The sequence below is a fragment of the Mycolicibacterium sp. XJ879 genome, from assembly GCF_053483935.1.
This window is the reverse complement of record NZ_JBEFTH010000003.1, coordinates 611,514-627,793: the sequence shown is the minus strand read 5'-3', so window position 1 is coordinate 627,793 and position 16,280 is coordinate 611,514. Positions and strand designations below refer to the sequence as shown.

16 protein-coding genes are annotated in these 16,280 nt (G+C 61.5%); 12 read left to right on the top strand and 4 right to left on the bottom strand.

The window, feature by feature from the left end; translation table 11 throughout:
* Positions 1-43 precede the first annotated feature (43 nt).
* From ABQF13_RS10310 to ABQF13_RS10255, 12 genes are all read left to right on the top strand, one after another.
* The gene (locus ABQF13_RS10310) at positions 44-262 is read left to right on the top strand and encodes a ferredoxin (protein WP_448392607.1); all 219 of its coding nucleotides are present in this window, start codon (positions 44-46) and stop codon (positions 260-262) included.
* Positions 262-1,467, top strand: coding sequence for a cytochrome P450 (locus ABQF13_RS10305; protein WP_448392606.1), 1,206 nt, complete (start codon positions 262-264; stop codon positions 1,465-1,467). Before ABQF13_RS10310 ends, ABQF13_RS10305 begins: the two co-directional genes overlap by 1 nt.
* Complete coding sequence (locus ABQF13_RS10300; RefSeq protein WP_448392605.1) at positions 1,464-2,237, top strand: SDR family NAD(P)-dependent oxidoreductase; 774 nt, start codon at positions 1,464-1,466, stop codon at positions 2,235-2,237. The genes ABQF13_RS10305 and ABQF13_RS10300 overlap by 4 nt, the downstream gene beginning before the upstream one ends.
* A 323-nt stretch (positions 2,238-2,560) precedes the next feature.
* The gene (locus ABQF13_RS10295) at positions 2,561-3,364 is read left to right on the top strand and encodes an MlaE family ABC transporter permease (protein ID WP_448392604.1); all 804 of its coding nucleotides are present in this window, start codon (positions 2,561-2,563) and stop codon (positions 3,362-3,364) included.
* A gap of 38 nt (positions 3,365-3,402) precedes the next feature.
* The gene (locus tag ABQF13_RS10290; protein ID WP_448392603.1) at positions 3,403-4,212 is read left to right on the top strand and encodes an ABC transporter permease; all 810 of its coding nucleotides are present in this window, start codon (positions 3,403-3,405) and stop codon (positions 4,210-4,212) included.
* A gap of 5 nt (positions 4,213-4,217) precedes the next feature.
* Positions 4,218-5,663: an MCE family protein gene (locus ABQF13_RS10285; protein ID WP_448392602.1), complete on the top strand. Its 1,446-nt coding sequence runs from the start codon at positions 4,218-4,220 to the stop codon at positions 5,661-5,663.
* A gap of 19 nt (positions 5,664-5,682) precedes the next feature.
* Positions 5,683-6,711, top strand: coding sequence for an MCE family protein (locus ABQF13_RS10280; RefSeq protein ID WP_448392601.1), 1,029 nt, complete (start codon positions 5,683-5,685; stop codon positions 6,709-6,711).
* Entirely contained in the window at positions 6,708-7,988 is a 1,281-nt protein-coding gene (locus ABQF13_RS10275; protein ID WP_448392600.1) for an MCE family protein, read from the top strand. The genes ABQF13_RS10280 and ABQF13_RS10275 overlap by 4 nt, the downstream gene beginning before the upstream one ends.
* A 2-nt stretch (positions 7,989-7,990) precedes the next feature.
* The gene (locus tag ABQF13_RS10270) at positions 7,991-9,292 is read left to right on the top strand and encodes an MCE family protein (RefSeq protein WP_448392698.1); all 1,302 of its coding nucleotides are present in this window, start codon (positions 7,991-7,993) and stop codon (positions 9,290-9,292) included.
* Positions 9,289-10,434: an MCE family protein gene (locus ABQF13_RS10265; RefSeq protein ID WP_448392599.1), complete on the top strand. Its 1,146-nt coding sequence runs from the start codon at positions 9,289-9,291 to the stop codon at positions 10,432-10,434. Before ABQF13_RS10270 ends, ABQF13_RS10265 begins: the two co-directional genes overlap by 4 nt.
* Before the next feature lies 1 nt (position 10,435).
* Positions 10,436-11,890, top strand: coding sequence for an MCE family protein (locus ABQF13_RS10260; RefSeq protein WP_448392598.1), 1,455 nt, complete (start codon positions 10,436-10,438; stop codon positions 11,888-11,890).
* Positions 11,854-12,336: a lipoprotein LpqH gene (locus tag ABQF13_RS10255; protein ID WP_448392597.1), complete on the top strand. Its 483-nt coding sequence runs from the start codon at positions 11,854-11,856 to the stop codon at positions 12,334-12,336. Before ABQF13_RS10260 ends, ABQF13_RS10255 begins: the two co-directional genes overlap by 37 nt.
* Positions 12,337-12,373: 37 nt before the next feature.
* Here the strand turns inward: ABQF13_RS10255 and ABQF13_RS10250 are convergent, their stop codons facing one another.
* Genes ABQF13_RS10250 through ABQF13_RS10235 form a run of 4 tightly spaced genes read right to left on the bottom strand, consistent with a single transcriptional unit; the run spans position 12,374 to position 16,266 of the window.
* A complete protein-coding gene (locus tag ABQF13_RS10250) occupies positions 12,374-13,123 on the bottom strand; it encodes a succinate dehydrogenase/fumarate reductase iron-sulfur subunit (protein ID WP_448392596.1) in 750 nt (249 codons plus the stop codon).
* Positions 13,120-15,069: a fumarate reductase/succinate dehydrogenase flavoprotein subunit gene (locus ABQF13_RS10245; protein ID WP_448392595.1), complete on the bottom strand. Its 1,950-nt coding sequence runs from the start codon at positions 15,067-15,069 to the stop codon at positions 13,120-13,122. Before ABQF13_RS10245 ends, ABQF13_RS10250 begins: the two co-directional genes overlap by 4 nt.
* A 36-nt stretch (positions 15,070-15,105) precedes the next feature.
* The gene (locus tag ABQF13_RS10240; protein ID WP_448392594.1) at positions 15,106-15,927 is read right to left on the bottom strand and encodes a succinate dehydrogenase subunit SdhC; all 822 of its coding nucleotides are present in this window, start codon (positions 15,925-15,927) and stop codon (positions 15,106-15,108) included.
* A gap of 42 nt (positions 15,928-15,969) precedes the next feature.
* Positions 15,970-16,266, bottom strand: a complete 297-nt coding sequence (locus tag ABQF13_RS10235) for an Rv0250c family protein (protein ID WP_448392593.1) — start codon at positions 16,264-16,266, stop codon at positions 15,970-15,972.
* Between the last annotated feature and the right edge of the window lie 14 nt (positions 16,267-16,280).

Genomic DNA, 16,280 nt, shown 5'->3' with positions numbered 1-16,280 from the left:
CCTACGAAGCCCGGGAAGAACTGGGAACGAGGGACACCGACCAATGAAGGTTCAAATCGACGAAGAACGCTGTGCGGGCCACGGCCGTTGTTATGCCATCGAGCCGGACATGTTCGCTCCAATCGACGACGACGGGCATGCCGGCTTCCTTCTCGACGGGCAGCCGGTTGATGCAGCTGACCTAAAGGCGAAGCTGGCCGATGTCAGCGCGAATTGCCCGGAACAGGCAATCACGATCGAGGAGAGTGAGGGTCGGAAGTGATGACCACGCCAACCGAACAAACCGTGTGCCCGGTGGGCTATACGGATTTCGACCATATGAGCACGACGCCGGACGGCGAATGCCCATACCCCGTCTATCAACAGCTTCGAGCCGACAGTCCGATCGGTAGAAGCGAGCATTACGGCGGCTTCTGGGTTGTCACCGGCTATCCGGAATGCTACGAAATAATCCACCGGCCAGAGGTGTTCTCCTCGCGCCGCATCACGTTCCCGGCGTTTCCGCAGGATGCGCCAATGATTCCAATCGAGCTCGATCCTCCCGACCACTCGCTGTATCGGTCGCTGCTGGCGCCAGTCTTCTCACCGCGCCGAACCCGGGAGCTGTGGGAGGATCCGATTCGCGCAGTCGTCAATCGACTCATCGACGGCTTCATCGACAGTGGGCGTTGCGACGCGTACAAGACACTGGCAGAACCCATTCCGTGCTACATGGGCACAACGCTGCTCGGCGTGCCGAACGACGATGCGCCGAGGCTGCTGGAATGGGTGTCAGCGGTTGTCGACAACTCGCCAGCCGACCCAGAGGCGCCCAAAGCAGCGATGCAGAAACAGTACGAGTACTTCACCGAGAAGCTCGAGCAACGGCGCGCCGATCACTCCGGCGACGACGTCTTGTCCCGATTGCTTCGGGCCGAGGTCGACGGTAAGAAGCTGACGCAGGACGAACTACTGGGATTCTGCCTGCTGTTGTTGCTCGCCAGTATCGACACCACCCAAAAGGCGATGGGGTCGATGATCTGGCACCTCGCCAACGATGCGGACCTTCGTCACAAGCTAGCTGCCGATCGTTCCAAGATTCCGGCCGCGGTCGAGGAGATGCTGCGATTCTGGTCGCCATCACAACCCAGCCGACTAGTCCTACAGGACATCGAGTTCGCGGGCCAACAACTCAAAGCCGGTGACGTGGTGCTGATGATGATCGGCTCTGCGGACCGCGATGAACGGGAGTTCCCCTCGGGGGAGGAGTTCGTAACAGACCGTAGCCCCAATCGACATCTCACGTTCGGCGGGCACGTGCACAAATGCATGGGAGCGCACATCGCCAGGCTTGAAATGCGAGTACTCCTCGAGGAGTTGTTGTGCCGCATACCAGATTTCGAGATCGAGGACGATACGAAGGTCCGATGGTGTCCCGGTCAGGTCCAGGGGTACGTCTCGGTGCCGATCAAGTTCAACGTCGGATGACCGCAGTGGGGAAACTGGACTCAAAGGTCGCTTTGGTCACCGGTGCAGGTAGAGGACTTGGAGCCGCCGTCTGCGAGTGGATGGTCAACGAGGATGCGACGGTGGTCGCTGCAGACATCAATGCGGCGAGCGGGCGCGAACTAGTCGATCGGCTCGGAGAGCGGGCCGTGTTCGTCAAACTGGACGTGACCAGCGAGCGATCGTGGGAAGCCGCGGTTGCTGAAGTGACAGCCCAATTCGGCCAGATCGACGTACTGGTGAACAACGCCGGCGTGCTGTGGATCGCACCGCTGATCGGCAGTTCGCTAGATGACTATCACCGGGTCGTCGCCGTCAACCAGACCGGACCCTACCTCGGCATGCGCGCCGTGCTGCCCGGCATGGTGCAGGCGCAAAGTGGTTCGATCGTGAATGTCGCATCGATGAACGGAATTCGAGGAATGCCCGGCGAAGCGGTATACAGCGCAACCAAACACGCAGTCATCGGTATGACACGTTCAGTTGCCCTCGAAGTGGCTGAATCTGGTGTGCGGGTGAATGCGGTCTGCCCTGGACCGATCGACACCCCGATGATCGCGGAGGCCGACATGGGGACCGTCGGCAAGTCCAATGCAGAAGCATTGAAACCGCTGGTTCCCTTCAAGAGACTTGCCGCTCCGGCGGAAGTCGCCGAAGTTGTGTGCTTTCTCGCCTCGGATGCCGCATCGTATTGCAGCGGAGCAGAGTTCGTTGTCGACGGTGCTTGGACGTCGGGCTTGTCATTCTCTTAGGAACGACAGTGATCGGAGTCGTCGACGATGGACAGCGTGCCTGTGGTGTTACCCGGACTGCCCGACTCGGCCCGGGTCCACGGCTGCTCGTTGCGTTGGGCAGTCACCATGGCTGGGCCATGGGGTCCCGTACCCTCGTCGCCGAGTACCTCAGCTCGAGCACCTTTGAAATGGCAAAGATCTCGAAAAGGGTTGGTTGAAAGCACTTCTCGGACCAACGCGAAGGATTGACGGCGTGTTCTGGCTACTGTACGTTGAGCCCACGCAATGTATCCAGGATGCTGATTGCGCGTTGGCGGTCATAAAGGAAGGACCCTGCTGGCATGGCAGCACCGACTGAGGTCCAAACCGGTCCACCCCTGGGGGGCGTACGGGTCGCCGCCAAGCCCGCACGCGCGCTCGGCAACTTCTTCTCGGTTTCGCTCGACATCTTGGTGCAGATGGGGAAACCGCCGTTTGCATGGCGGGAGTTCATCGACCAGACGTGGTTTGTCGCCCGGGTGGCGATCCTCCCGGCCGTCTTGTTGTCGATTCCGTTCAACGCATTCGCCGTCTTCTTGCTCAACGCACTACTTGTCGAGCTGGGCGCGGCTGATCTCGGCGGCGCCACCGCCGGCGTGGCGTGTGTCACTCAGATCGCGCCGATGGTAACGGTTTTGGTGGTAGCGGGCGCAGGCGCCACGGCCATGTGCGCAGACCTGGGCGCACGGACAATCCGTGAAGAGATCGATGCAATGCGGGTCATGGGACTTGATCCAGTCCGCGGGCTGCTGGTTCCGAGAGTCGCCGCCCTGACAGTAAATGCGTTGTTGCTCAATGCTATAACGACGACAACCGGTCTGGCGGCAGACTACGCATTCACCGTCAACTTGCAACACGTTACGCCCGGTGCATTCGCCTCGAGTCTGACTCTTCTGGTCGGACTGCCGGAATGCTTGATCGCCATCCTCAAAGCGGTACTCTTCGGCATCGCCGCGGGATTGATCGCCTGCTACAAAGGCATCACCGTAGACGGCGGACCGCAGGGCGTCGGTAATGCCGTGAACGAAACCGTGGTCTTTTCCTTCATGACGCTGTTCATGATCAACGTACTGCTGACCGCCATGAATGCGCAGATCGCGTCATGAGCGCTCCTACCCGCCACCCCTGGCCGCGGCTTGTCCGAATGTTCGAAAGGTTCGCCGACGAGTGGAACCGAGCCGGCACCCAGGCCGCGTTCTATGCAAGATCGCTCGCCCTGATTCCTAACGCGCTGGCCCGCTACAAGGTGGAGACGTTGCGCGTCATCGCCCAGACCAGCTTAGGCGTCGGCACGCTGGCAGCAATCGGCGGCACCGTTGTCATCGTCACGTTCTTGCTGATGTCCCTCGGCGCACTCAATGGGCTTGAAGCGCACCGATCACTGAGTCACGTCGGCGCGGACGCAGTGGGCGGATTCTTCTCCGCATATGTCACCACAAGGGTTTCTGCGCCCCTGATTACCAATATCGCCTTGGCAGCGACCATCGGCGCCGGCGCTACCGCACAGCTTGGTGCGATGCGAATCAATGAGGAGGTTGACGCTCTCGAAGTGATGAGCATCAACTCGATGGCGTATCTGGTTTCAACCCGAGTCATGGCCGGTGTAATCGTCACCATTCCACTATTTTGTCTGTCGGCCGAGGCAGCCTATCTGACAACGCGAGTCGTCTACATCTATGCCTTCGGGCAGTCGGCGGGCGTCTACGACCATTACTTCTCTACTTATCTCAGGCCTCTAGACCTGATTTGGGCGTTGACTCAAGCGGTTGGAACGGCTCTTGTGGTCATGCTGCTGCACACCTACTACGGGTTCACTGCCAAGGGCGGACCCGCTGGCGTCGGCGAAGCAGTTGGCCGCGCGGTGCGTGCATCTTTGATCGTGTCGGTCGCCACGACATTGATGATCGGCATGGCCGTATACGGGAAGACCGGCGACTTCAACCTAGCGGGATAGCGACGATGAGACCTAAATGGCGCGAGGCTGGTTTGCATCCGGCGATCTGGACTGTCATCGAATTGACGGTGATTGTTGGACTGGTCGTGTTGACGGTCGGCATGTTCAACCGAGACTTCAGGCCCTACGCGCGGGTTACCGTGATGTCCGACCGAGCTGGCCTGGTGATGGAGACCGACGCTAAGGTCAAGCTGCGCGGCGTGCAGATCGGTCGTGTCGCGTCGATCCAGTCGGACAGCCCGGTGCGGCTCGAGCTTGAACTCTATCCCGACCAGCTGAAGTACATTCCGGCCAACGTCGAAGCACAGATTGCCGCGCCAACTGCATTTGGCGCCAAGTATGTAGAGTTCATAGCACCGCAGGAGCCGAGTTCGAAGCGCCTTGTGGCCGGCGCGGTGGTGAAGTCACACAACGTCAGCATCGAAGTCAACACCGTGTTCCAGAACCTCGTCGATTTGCTCAAACAGGTTGACACCGCAAAGCTCAACGCGGTGTTATCGGCGTTGGCCGAGGGGTTCCGAGGTAAGGGCGAGGACCTCGGCGGCGCGATCACCGACCTCAACCAGGTGTTGACGACCATCAATCCCCGCAGGGAGACGATGCGAGAGAACTTCCGCGCGCTCAATGAGGTTGCGGACACCTACGGGGCAGCCGCCCAGGACATCCTGCAAGTGCTAGACGCGGCGAGCACGACAAGTGCGACCATCACCGACAATGCGCAAGCACTGGACGCGTTGCTGGTCAACCTGATTGGTCTCTCACATACCGGTATCGATCTGATCGCGCCGAACCAGGACAACCTCGTGCGGGCGATAAACGTGCTGGAGCCGACCACTCGACTGTTGAAGAAATACGATCCGGAAATCACTTGCACGCTGCTTGGGGCAACCAAGGCCATGGAGATGGGCTGGGGTGAGATAGCCGGCGGCCGCAATGGTAAGTCGATCATTTTGGACGTCGCCCTGTTGCCCGGTGACGACCCATATCGCTATCCCCAACACTTACCGATCAACGGCGCCAAAGGGGGCCCCGGCGGACAGCCGAGTTGTGGTTCGTTGCCCGACGTTTCGAAGAACTGGCCGCAGCGGTACCTGGTCACCGACACCGGATGGGGCACCGGCCTGGACCTACGTCCGAACCCCGGCATCGGGTTCCCAGGCTGGGAGAACTACTTCCCGGTGACTCGGGCCGTCCCCGAGCCTCCTAGCATTCGCAATCTCGGGGGGCCGGCTCCCGGTCCGATTCCGTATCCGGGTGCGCCCCCTTATGGGGCCCAACTGTACGAGCCTGACGGTACGCCGCGCTACCCAGGTCTGTCGCCGGCACCGCCGCCTGGTAGACCGCGCGACCCCGGGCCCCCGCCCCCGGGAGCGGAGCCGTTCCAGCCCACACATCCAGGTGGCGTGCAGCCGACCCCGGCGCCGGCGCTTCCCCCACCGGGATCCCGCTAATGGATGAGGCAGACGACTGATGCAAAAACGATTGCACGCGAAGGTTTTCCACCTTGCAATCTATGCGACGGTATGTTTGGTGTTGACCTTCGGGCTGATCGCCATCCTGGCGCAGTTGCGGTTTCAACCGCAGCAGACATATTCGGCAGTCTTCGCGAACGTCTCCGGGCTGCGGCCTGGCGACTTTGTACGAGTCGCCGGCGTGGAGGTCGGTAAGGTCAAGAAGATCACCGTTCGGCGTGACTCCACCGTGCTCGTCGAGTTTGGGGCGAACGACTCAGTCATGCTCACTGACAGCACCAGGGCCGCAGTGCGCTTCAAAGACCTGATCGGCGGCCGGTTCCTGGCGCTTGAACAGAATCCCGGTGACATCAAACGACTCGATCCAGGGTCGACCATCCCGCTGGCCCGAACGGAGCCGGCACTCGACCTCGAGGCGCTGGTCGGCGGGTTCCGGCCACTTTTCCGTGCGTTGGATCCGGACCAGGTGAACCGACTGACCGGCCAACTGATTTCCGCCTTCCAGGGTCAGGGGGTGACGATGAACTCGATCCTGGCTGAAACCGCGTCGTTGACCAACACCCTTGCGGATCGCGATCAATTGATCGGCGAGGTCATCGGGAACCTGAACACCGTTCTAGGTTCCCTTGGCGACCACACGAATCAGTTTGCGACGGCCGTGGATTCGGTATCGGAACTTGTTGCCGGCCTGGAGGATCGCAAGAAAGACATCAGCAGCGGCATCGCGTATGCCAATGCGGCGGCTGGGTCGATCACCGGTCTCTTGAAACAAGCCCGGCCGCCGATCAAGACGGTCGTACACGAGGCCGATCGGGTTGCGGCTGCAGTGGTAGCGGATCACGAATACGTCGACAATCTGCTCAAGACGCTGCCTGACGCCTACCAAATGCTGGACAGGTTGGCCCTTTCCGGCGATTTCTTCAGCTTCTACATGTGCGAAGTCGTGCTCAAGCTAAATGGTAAGGGCGGTCAGCCCGTGTACGTCAAGCTGGTCGGCCAGAAGTCCGGGAGGTGTACGCCCAAATGACGAGGTTCACCGAACGGAACCCCTACACCGTCGGCGCCATCGGCATCACATTGACCGTCGCCGCTGCCTTGATCACGTTGAATTATGGCAAGTTGCCGTTCTTCCACACCGGAAAGGACTACGAGGCGTACTTCACCGAGGCAGGTGGTCTCCGGCCTGGCAGCACCGTGGCCGTGTCGGGCTATGACGTCGGAGAAGTCTCCAGCATCGAACTCGAGGGACCGGGCGTGCTGGTCAAATTCCATATCGACGACGTACATCTGGGAGAACGAACCGAGGCCTCGATCAGGCTGGAGGGGCTACTCGGCACCAGGCACCTCGAGCTCACGTCGCGTGGCGACGGCGAGCTCACCGAGCCGATTCCCTTGGAGCGGACCACTTCACCCTACGAGCTTCCCCATGCCCTAGGAGACCTCACAGAAACCATCAGTGGTTTGGACACCGGCCAGCTGTCCGATTCACTGGCCGTCCTCTCGGAAACGTTCTCTGATACCGCACCTGCCTTGAAGGAGGCAGTGAAAGGCGTTGGCCGGGTGTCCGAGACGTTGGAGAGGCGCGATGAGCACCTCCGGAACCTCCTGACGAACGCAAACAAGGCGACTGCGGTGCTCGCCGAACGTAGTGACAAGGTGGTGAAGTTGGTGGGCGATACCAACGCCTTGCTGGTCGAGCTGCAATCGCAAAGTGCCGCTCTGGACAACATCTCCAACAATCTGTCAGCGCTTGGTCAGGAGTTGAAAGGCTTTATTGCAGAAAACAATCACGCGGTAAAACCTATGTTGGACAAACTGAATGGCGCGTTGACCATCGTCGACAACCGCAAAAGCGATGTGCAATTAGCGATTAAAAAGCTCAACCCATACGCGCTCGGTTTGGGCGAAGCGCTGGCATCGGGTCCGTTCTTCAAAGCTTACGTCGTCAACCTACTGCCGGGACAATTCGTGCAACCGTTCGTCGATGCTGCGTTCTCCGATCTTGGATTAGACCCGAACGTCCTCGCACCCACTGAGCGCGCCGACCCGCAAGTCGGCCAACCGGGAACACCTCCGCTTCCGGTGCCGTATCCGCGAACGGGCCAAGGCGGCGCACCGCATTTGACACTCCCCGACGCCATCACCGGCAAGCCGGGCGATCCCCGATATCCGTATCGGGAACCACTGCCTCCGCCCCCACCGGGCGGCCCGCCGCCGGGACCGCCCGCCCTCGGCGCAGGACCAGCGCCCGGAGCCGACGGGTCAGCCGGCGAACGACAACCAGCTGAAGAGGGTGGACAGTGAAAATCAGTAAACCGGCCGTCGCAGTCGCTGTGGCCTTGACGTTGGTTCTGGTCGGCGGAATCGTAACGGTTACTCGTACGGCCACCGAGATCGGCCGGACCAACATCGTTGGATACTTTGACAATAGCAATGGCATTTACGTCGGTGACCATGTCGTCATCCGCGGGGTGCCAGTCGGTGTAATCGAAAAGATCGAACCGGAGCCCGACCGGGTAAAGATCTCATTCTGGTACGAAAGCAAGTACCGGGTGCCGGCCGACGCCAAGGCAGTGATTCTATCGCCGACGTTGATCACGGCCCGCGCAATACAGTTGACACCCGCCTACAGCACCGGTCCGGTCATGCACGATGACGCGACCATTCCTCAGGACCGTACCGCCGTCCCGGTCGAGTGGGACGACCTACGGATCCAACTCGAAAAGCTCACCGAGACACTACAACCGACGAAGCCAGGCGGCGTCAGCACCCTTGGGGGCTTTGTCAGCACCGCCGCCGACAACCTGCGCGGCCAGGGTACGAACATCCGCGACAGCCTGACTAAGTTGTCGCGGGCCCTAGCTGCGCTCGGTGATCACAGCGACGATCTGTTCTCTTCGATCAGGAACCTCTCGACCCTGGTGTCAGCCCTGGAGAACAGCGACGACCTGCTGACGACGCTGAATCAGAACCTCGCCGCAGCGACGCGACTGGTGGCCAACGATCCCAACGAAGTTGGGAACGCGATCCGCGATCTGAGTGATGTTGCCGACGATGCCACCCACTTCGTGGTTGAGAACCGCGAGGCGCTGGGCGTTACTTCGGACAAGGTGGCGTCGGTTTCCAACGCGGTTGTCGAGAGCCTCGACGACATCAAGCAAGCGCTGCATGTGTTCCCGACCACTGCGCAGAACTTTGTCAATATCTACCAGCCGGCGCAGGGCACCCTGACGGGCATCTTGGCCGCCAACAACTTCGCCAACCCTGTGCAATTCTTGTGCGGTGCAATCCAGGCGGCGTCACAGCTAGGTGCCGAGCAGTCTGCGAAGCTCTGTGTCCAGTACCTCGCGCCCATCATCAAGAACCGTCAGTTCAACTTTCCCCCGCTGGGCATGAACCCGTTCGTCGGAGCAACGGCTCGGCCCAATGAGCTGACCTACAGTGAAGACTGGCTGCGTCCCGACTACATCCCACCAAATCCATTGCCTGCCGCACCAGCGGCACTGCCGGCCGAGGAAGGCGCGCAGCCTCCTCTCCACGGGTCAACGGTGACTGAACCGGTAGACGGGCTGCTGGGAATGATGATGCCGCAGGGGGCGGGGCAATGACCGGATCTGCCAAGCTTGGGCGAATAACCGTGAGGTCGTTGTTGGTCGTGGCCATTGCCATACTGCCCGCCTGCTCGGATTTCCAGGGACTTAATTCGGTGAAGTTGCCGGGGACCAAGGGGGGTGGCCCGGGTTCTTTCACCATTCAGGCGCAGCTCCCCGATGTGCAGAACCTGGAACGGAATTCCCGTGTTCGCGTCGATGATGTGACGGTCGGAAATGTCGCGAAAACCGAAGTTCAGGGGTGGCATGCGTTGGTGACGATGACACTCGACGGCGACGTCGAACTGCCGGCGAACGCGACGGCCACCATTGGTCAGACCAGCCTGCTGGGGTCTGCGCATATCGAGCTGGCACCGCCGACGGATGTTCCGCCGGAAGGCAAATTGACGGAAGGGGCGCTGATTCCCCTGTCGTCAGCGGAGGCGCACCCGTCAACAGAAGAGACCCTCGCCGCAGTTGCGATGGTGCTAAACGGGGGCGGTGTCGGGCATGTGCAAGACATCGTCACCGCATTGAGCACAGCGGTTACCGGGCGCGAGAACGACCTGAGAAGCCTCATCGAGCAATCCGATACGTTCGTCGGCTATCTCGATGACCAAAAGGATGACATCGTCGCGGCGACTGACAGCCTCAACAGCCTGGTCGGGCAATTCGCCGAGCAGAAGCCGGTGATCGACAAGGCGCTCGAGACTGTGCCGCAAGCGTTGACGGTCCTCAAGGACGAGCGGGAAGTTCTCGCGGATGCGGCGGCACAGGGCGGCAAGCTCAGTGCGTTGGTGACTGACACCGTTGACCAGACCAAAGAGAATTTGGTCAAGGAACTGCACGACTTGGGCCCGGTGTTGAAATCGCTCGCCGACGCAGGTCCGTCGCTGACCCGGTCCCTGGACCTGCTGTCGACGTTACCGTTCCCCAAACCGACACTGGAGAAGTGGATTCGGGGCGACTACGCGAACCTCACCGCCGTGGTCGACCTAACGTTGAGCCGTATCGACGCGTCGTTGTTCACCGGTACCCGCTGGGAGGGTGATCTGACCGAACTCGAGATCCAGTGGGGCCGCACCATCGGCCAGATGCCCAGCCCGTACACGGCGGCTAATCCGCTGGTTGCCCCCTACCGATTCGATCAAGGGCCGTGACATGCGTTTGAAACGATCAATCAGAATCCAATTAGTTGTTTTTGCGGTGATCGCAGTATTCGCGATTTCGGTGATGTTCTTCGGCTACATGAAGGTACCTGCAACGTTTTTCGGTGTTGGCCATTACACCGTGACCGTGCAGTTGCCGGAGGCGGGTGGGCTGTACTCGGAAGGTAACGTTACCTACCGAGGTGTCAAAGTCGGTCGCATAGTCGACGTCCATCTGACTGACACCGGAGCCGCAGCTGTGCTCAGTTTGACGTCAGGCATTGACATCCCTGCCGACCTCGACGCCGAAGTGCACAGCGTTTCGGCGGTAGGTGAACAATATGTGGCGTTGTTACCTCGCGATCGGAGTGCATCGCCGTTGAAAGATGGCGACGTGATTCCGGCGGACCGCACCAGCATTCCGCCTAATATCAACTCGCTGTTGGCTTCCGCCAACCGGGGCCTGGAGGCGATACCTCGCGATGATCTGAAGACCTTGGTCGATGAATCGTATGCGGCGGTCGGCGGTCTAGGGCCGGACCTTTCCCGGCTGCTCAAGAACACGATCACGCTGTCCAGAGGAGCGCGGGAGAACCTGGACTCGATCGTCAATTTGATCGACGATTCAAAGCCGGTGTTGGACACCCAGATCAACTCGTCGGACTCCATTCAGGCATGGGCATCCAACCTTGCCACCGTCACGGCGCAATTGAAAGACAACGACGCCGATGTAGAGGGCCTGCTAAAGAAGGGTAGTCAGTCGACCGACGAGGTGCGGTTGTTGCTCGACCGAGTGAAGCCGACCCTGCCGGTCATACTGGCCAACTTGGTCAGCGTCGGCGAAGTAGCGGTTGCGTACCGAGACAACATCGAGACACTGCTCGTAGCGGTACCGCAGGCGGTGGGAAACGTTCAAGGGATATTGGTGGCCAACGCGGGGACCAAACAAGATTACGCCGGAGCCTATCTGAGCTTCAACCTGAACCTGAACGCGCCGCCCCCGTGCACGACCGGGTTCCTACCCGCCCAGCAACAGCGCGCCGCCGTTTATGAAGACGCACCCGATATTCCGGAAGGCGACTTTTACTGCCGGATTCCGCAGGACTCACAGATCACCGCGGTCCGCGGCGCCCGCAACTTGCCGTGCGCGACGCGGCCGGGAAAGCGCGCACCGACGGTGAAGATGTGCGAGAGCGACGAAGAGTACGTGCCTCTCAACGACGGGGTCAACTGGAAGGGTGACCCGAACGCGACCATGTCAGGGCAGGGCATTCCACAGTTTCCGCCCGGTGAGGCCGCACCTGCGCCGGCCGCCGAACCACCGCCGGTTGCTGTCGTACCGTACGACCCCGCCACCGGTACATATGTCGGGCCCGACGGGCAGGTCTACACCCAACGCGACCTAAGCCAGGGCGCCGGGGAGGAGAAGTCATGGCAGCAGATGTTGACACCCCCAAGCGGAAGCTAAGCGATGAAAATGTGATGAAAAGGCGCTGCGCGGCTGCCGCGGTCCTCATCGTCGTGAGCACTGCCAGCTGTTCATCGGTTGCGGTGCAGCAGAAATCCGGACAACTGCCGCCCGGTACGGCGCAGCTCAGCGTCGGAGGCGAGGATGCCGGCAGGGCCGAGGACGCAAATTGCTTACCGAACAAGCACTTGACGATGATCACAATCGGAGACAAAACCCCGGTTGCTGTCGCCATGATTGCGAGTACCAATGAGCTAGCCGTCGAGTGGGTGAGGTTGCACGACGTCGCCGGCTTCAGCGGCAGCTACAACCACGGCCTTGGGAGCGAGGCGGATGTGACCCTCGCCGGCGCGACGTATCAGATCTCAGGGGTGGCCGATGGATTCGATAGCCAGAATCCCAGCAGACCGACAACCGAAACGTTTGCAATAAACGTTTCGTGTTAGCGGTGGTGCTGCGGCGCCGCGTAGCGTCAGTGTGCGGTTAACCCCGCCGGAACAGCTTGTTGCCCAGCCACACCACCGGGTCGTACCGCCGACCGGCCACGCGTTCCTTCATCGGGATGATCGCGTTGTCGGTGATCTTGATGTTCTCGGGGCACACCTCGGTACAGCACTTGGTGATGTTGCACAGGCCCAGGCCGGTTTCGTCTTGAGCGAGATCGCGTCGATCGGCGGTATCGAGCGGATGCATCTCCAGTTCCGCGGTCCGGATGAAGTACCGCGGGCCGGCAAACGCCTTTTTGTTCTCCTCGTGGTCGCGCATCACGTGGCACACGTTCTGGCACAGGAAGCACTCGATGCACTTACGGAACTCCTGGGAGCGGTTCACGTCAACCTGCTGCATCCGGTATTCGCCCGGCTGCAGCTCTTTCGGCGGCGTGAAAGACGGGATCTCCCTGGCCTTTTCGTAGTTGAACGACACATCGGTGACCAGGTCGCGGATCACCGGGAAGGTGCGCAGCGGCGTCACGGTGATGGTTTCGGACGGGTCGAACGTCGACATCCGCGTCATGCACAGCAGCCGCGGCATACCGTTGATCTCCGCCGAGCAGGAGCCGCACTTGCCGGCCTTGCAGTTCCACCGCACGGCCAGGTCGCCGGTCTGGGTCTGCTGGAGCCGATGGATGACGTCGAGCACCACCTCACCATCGTTGGCCTCGACCGTGAAGTCCTGCAGTTCTCCGCCGTCGTTGTCACCGCGCCAGACCCGCAGCTTTGCCTGGTAGCTCATGCTCCCCTCCTTGCTGAGTGGTTGGTGAGCTCTTCTGGGGTGAAGTACTTCTCCAACTCGTCTAGGTCGATCAATTCGAGTAGGTCCTCCCGCATCGGGACCTGGTCTTCATGGGTGATCGTGATGTCCGGTACGGGCGAATCTCCTTCCGCCCGGCACACCAGCAGCTTCTTGCGCCACCCCGACTCCATCGACGGGTAGTCGTCGCGGGTGTGGCCGCCGCGGCTCTCGGTGCGCTCCAGCGCAGCCATGGCCACGCACTCGCTGACCAGCAGCATGTTGCGCAGGTCGATGGCCAGATGCCAGCCGGGGTTGTAGTGCCGGTCGCCCTCCACCCGAACACGCTTGTAGCGTTCGCGAAGTTCCTTGAGCTTCTCGATCGCTTCGGACACCTCGTCGGCCTTGCGGATGATGCCGACCAGGGAGTTCATCGTGTCCTGAAGGTCCAGTTGCAGCGAGTAGGGGTTCTCGGTCGGGCCACCGTCGGCCGAATCCTCGAACGGCCACAACGCCAGTTCGGTCGCGCTGGCGACGGCCTCCTCGGACACCTTGGGCCGTTCCTTGAGGGCGCGCACGTAGTCGGCGGCACCGAGGCCGGCGCGCCTGCCGAACACCAGCAGGTCCGACAGCGAGTTACCGCCGAGCCGGTTGGAGCCGTGCATACCGCCCGCGCACTCACCGGCGGCGAACAGGCCAGTCGTCTTGGCAGCCGCGGTGTCGGGATCGACCTCGACGCCGCCCATCACGTAGTGGCACGTCGGCCCGACCTCCATGGGCTCCTTGGTGATGTCGACCTCGGCGAGCCCCATGAACTGGTGATACATCGACGGCAGCCGGCGTTTGATCTCCTCGGCGGGCAGCCGCGACGCGATGTCGAGGTAGACGCCGCCGTGCGGGCTGCCCCGGTTCGCCTTGACCTCGGAGTTGATGGCGCGGGCGACCTCGTCACGCGGCAGCAGGTCAGGGGTGCGCCGCGCGGAGTCGTTGTCCTTGAGCCACTGATCGGCCTCATCGGGGGATTCGGCGTACTGGCCTTTGAACACCGCCGGGATGTAGTCGAACATAAAGCGAGAGTTCTCGGAATTTTTCAATACCCCGCCGTCGCCGCGGACACCTTCGGTGACCAGGATGCCTTTCACGCTGGGCGGCCACACCATGCCGGTCGGGTGGAACTGCACGAACTCCATGTTGATGAGCGTGGCACCGGCGCGCAGCGCCAACGCGTGCCCGTCGCCGGTGTACTCCCACGAGTTCGATGTCACTTTGTAGGACTTGCCGATGCCGCCGGTGGCCAGGACCACCGCAGGCGTCTCGAACAGCACGAACTTGCCAGTCTCGCGCCAATACCCGAACGCGCCCGCGATCCTGTCTCCGTCTTTGAGCAGGTCGGTGACGGTGCATTCGTGAAACACCCGGATCCGAGCCTCGTAGTCGCCGAACTCGGCCTTGTCCTCCTGCTGCAGCGAGACGATCTTCTGCTGCAGCGTGCGGATGATCTCCAGGCCGGTGCGGTCACCGACGTGGGCCAGCCGCGGGTAGGTGTGCCCGCCGAAGTTGCGCTGGCTGATTTTGCCGTCCTTGGTGCGGTCGAACAGCGCACCGTAGGACTCCAGCTCCCAAACCCGGTCCGGGGCTTCTTTTGCGTGCAGTTCGGCCATGCGCCAGTTGTTCAGGAACTTCCCGCCGCGCATGGTGTCCTTGAAGTGCGTCTGCCAGTTGTCCTTGGGGTTGGCGTTGCCCATCGCGGCCGCGCAGCCGCCCTCGGCCATCACGGTGTGGGCCTTGCCGAACAGCGACTTGGTGATGACGGCCACCTTCAGGCCGCGTTCGCGCGCCTCGATGACCGCGCGCAGGCCAGCACCACCGGCACCGATCACAACCACGTCGTAGGAGTGCCGTTCAACTTCCGATGAGCCGCTTGCGCGACGAGCTCCAACTTCAGCCATCAATCCTCGCCTCGAATTAGTTCAAGAATTACGTTGTCAGCCAATGAATCGCAGGTCGGTGATCGCCCCGCTGGCCACCAACATGACGTAGAAGTCGGTCAGCATCAGGGAGCCGAGGGTGATCCAGGCGAACTGCATGTGTTTGGTATTGAGCTTGCTGATCTGGGTCCAAAGCCAATAGCGCACAGGATGTTTGGAGAAGTGCTTGAGCCGTCCACCGGTGACGTGACGGCACGAGTGGCACGACACCGTATAACCCCACAGCAGGATGACGTTGGCGGTCAGGATCACGTTGCCCAGGCCGAACCCGAAACCTTCGGGTGACCGGAATGCGTTGAGCGCGTCGTAGGTGTTGAGCAGCGTGATCGCCAGCGCCACATAGAAGAAGTAGCGGTGGCTGTTCTGGATGATCAGCGGCAGGCGCGTCTCACCGGTGTAGGTCGAATGCGGCTCAGCCACGGCGCAGGCCGGCGGTGACTGCCACACCGACCGGTAGTAGGCCTTGCGGTAGTAGTAGCAGGTCAGCCGGAACAGCAGCAGGAACGGCAGCGAGATGAACGCCATCGGGATGAACCACGGCAGGTCGCCGACCCACTGACCCAGGTGGCTGGACCCCGGCACACACGCGGTGCTGACGCACGGCGAGTAGAACGGCGTCAGGTAGTGGTAGTCCGCGACGTAGTAGGCGCTGCCCCAGAACGCCCGGACGGTGGCGTAGATGACGAATGCGGCCAGCCCGAGGTTGGTCCACACCGTCGGCATCCACCAGCGGTCGATGCGCAGGGTGCGCTGCGGAATTCGGGCTCGGCCCGGCGAAAAGACGCCGGTCGCCTTGCGGTCGGCGGTCGGTGCGCTCACTGTTGCCTTTCGGTGTAGAGGTATCCCGCTGGTGACACACGCCTATCGCGTGCCACCGATACCTTCGTCGTCGACCCCGCGCCAAAAGTCGGTGTCGTAGCTGGTGTCCGGGATGGGGATTCGCTCGGCGGGACGTTGCTGCTGGGTCACACCGCGGGTCAGCTCCAGCTCGTCGAGGTCGATGTCGAGGCGGTCGATGTCGTTGAGAAGGCGTTCAGCATCGTTGACGATGCGTCGGGTGGCAGGGGTGTCCCCGTATCTCGACGCCAGCGAAGTCGCACACCGCCGCATTCTGCCGATGAGCTCATGCAGCTCGGCAAGTTCGGTAGTGCTGGACAATTGACCTCCTTGGG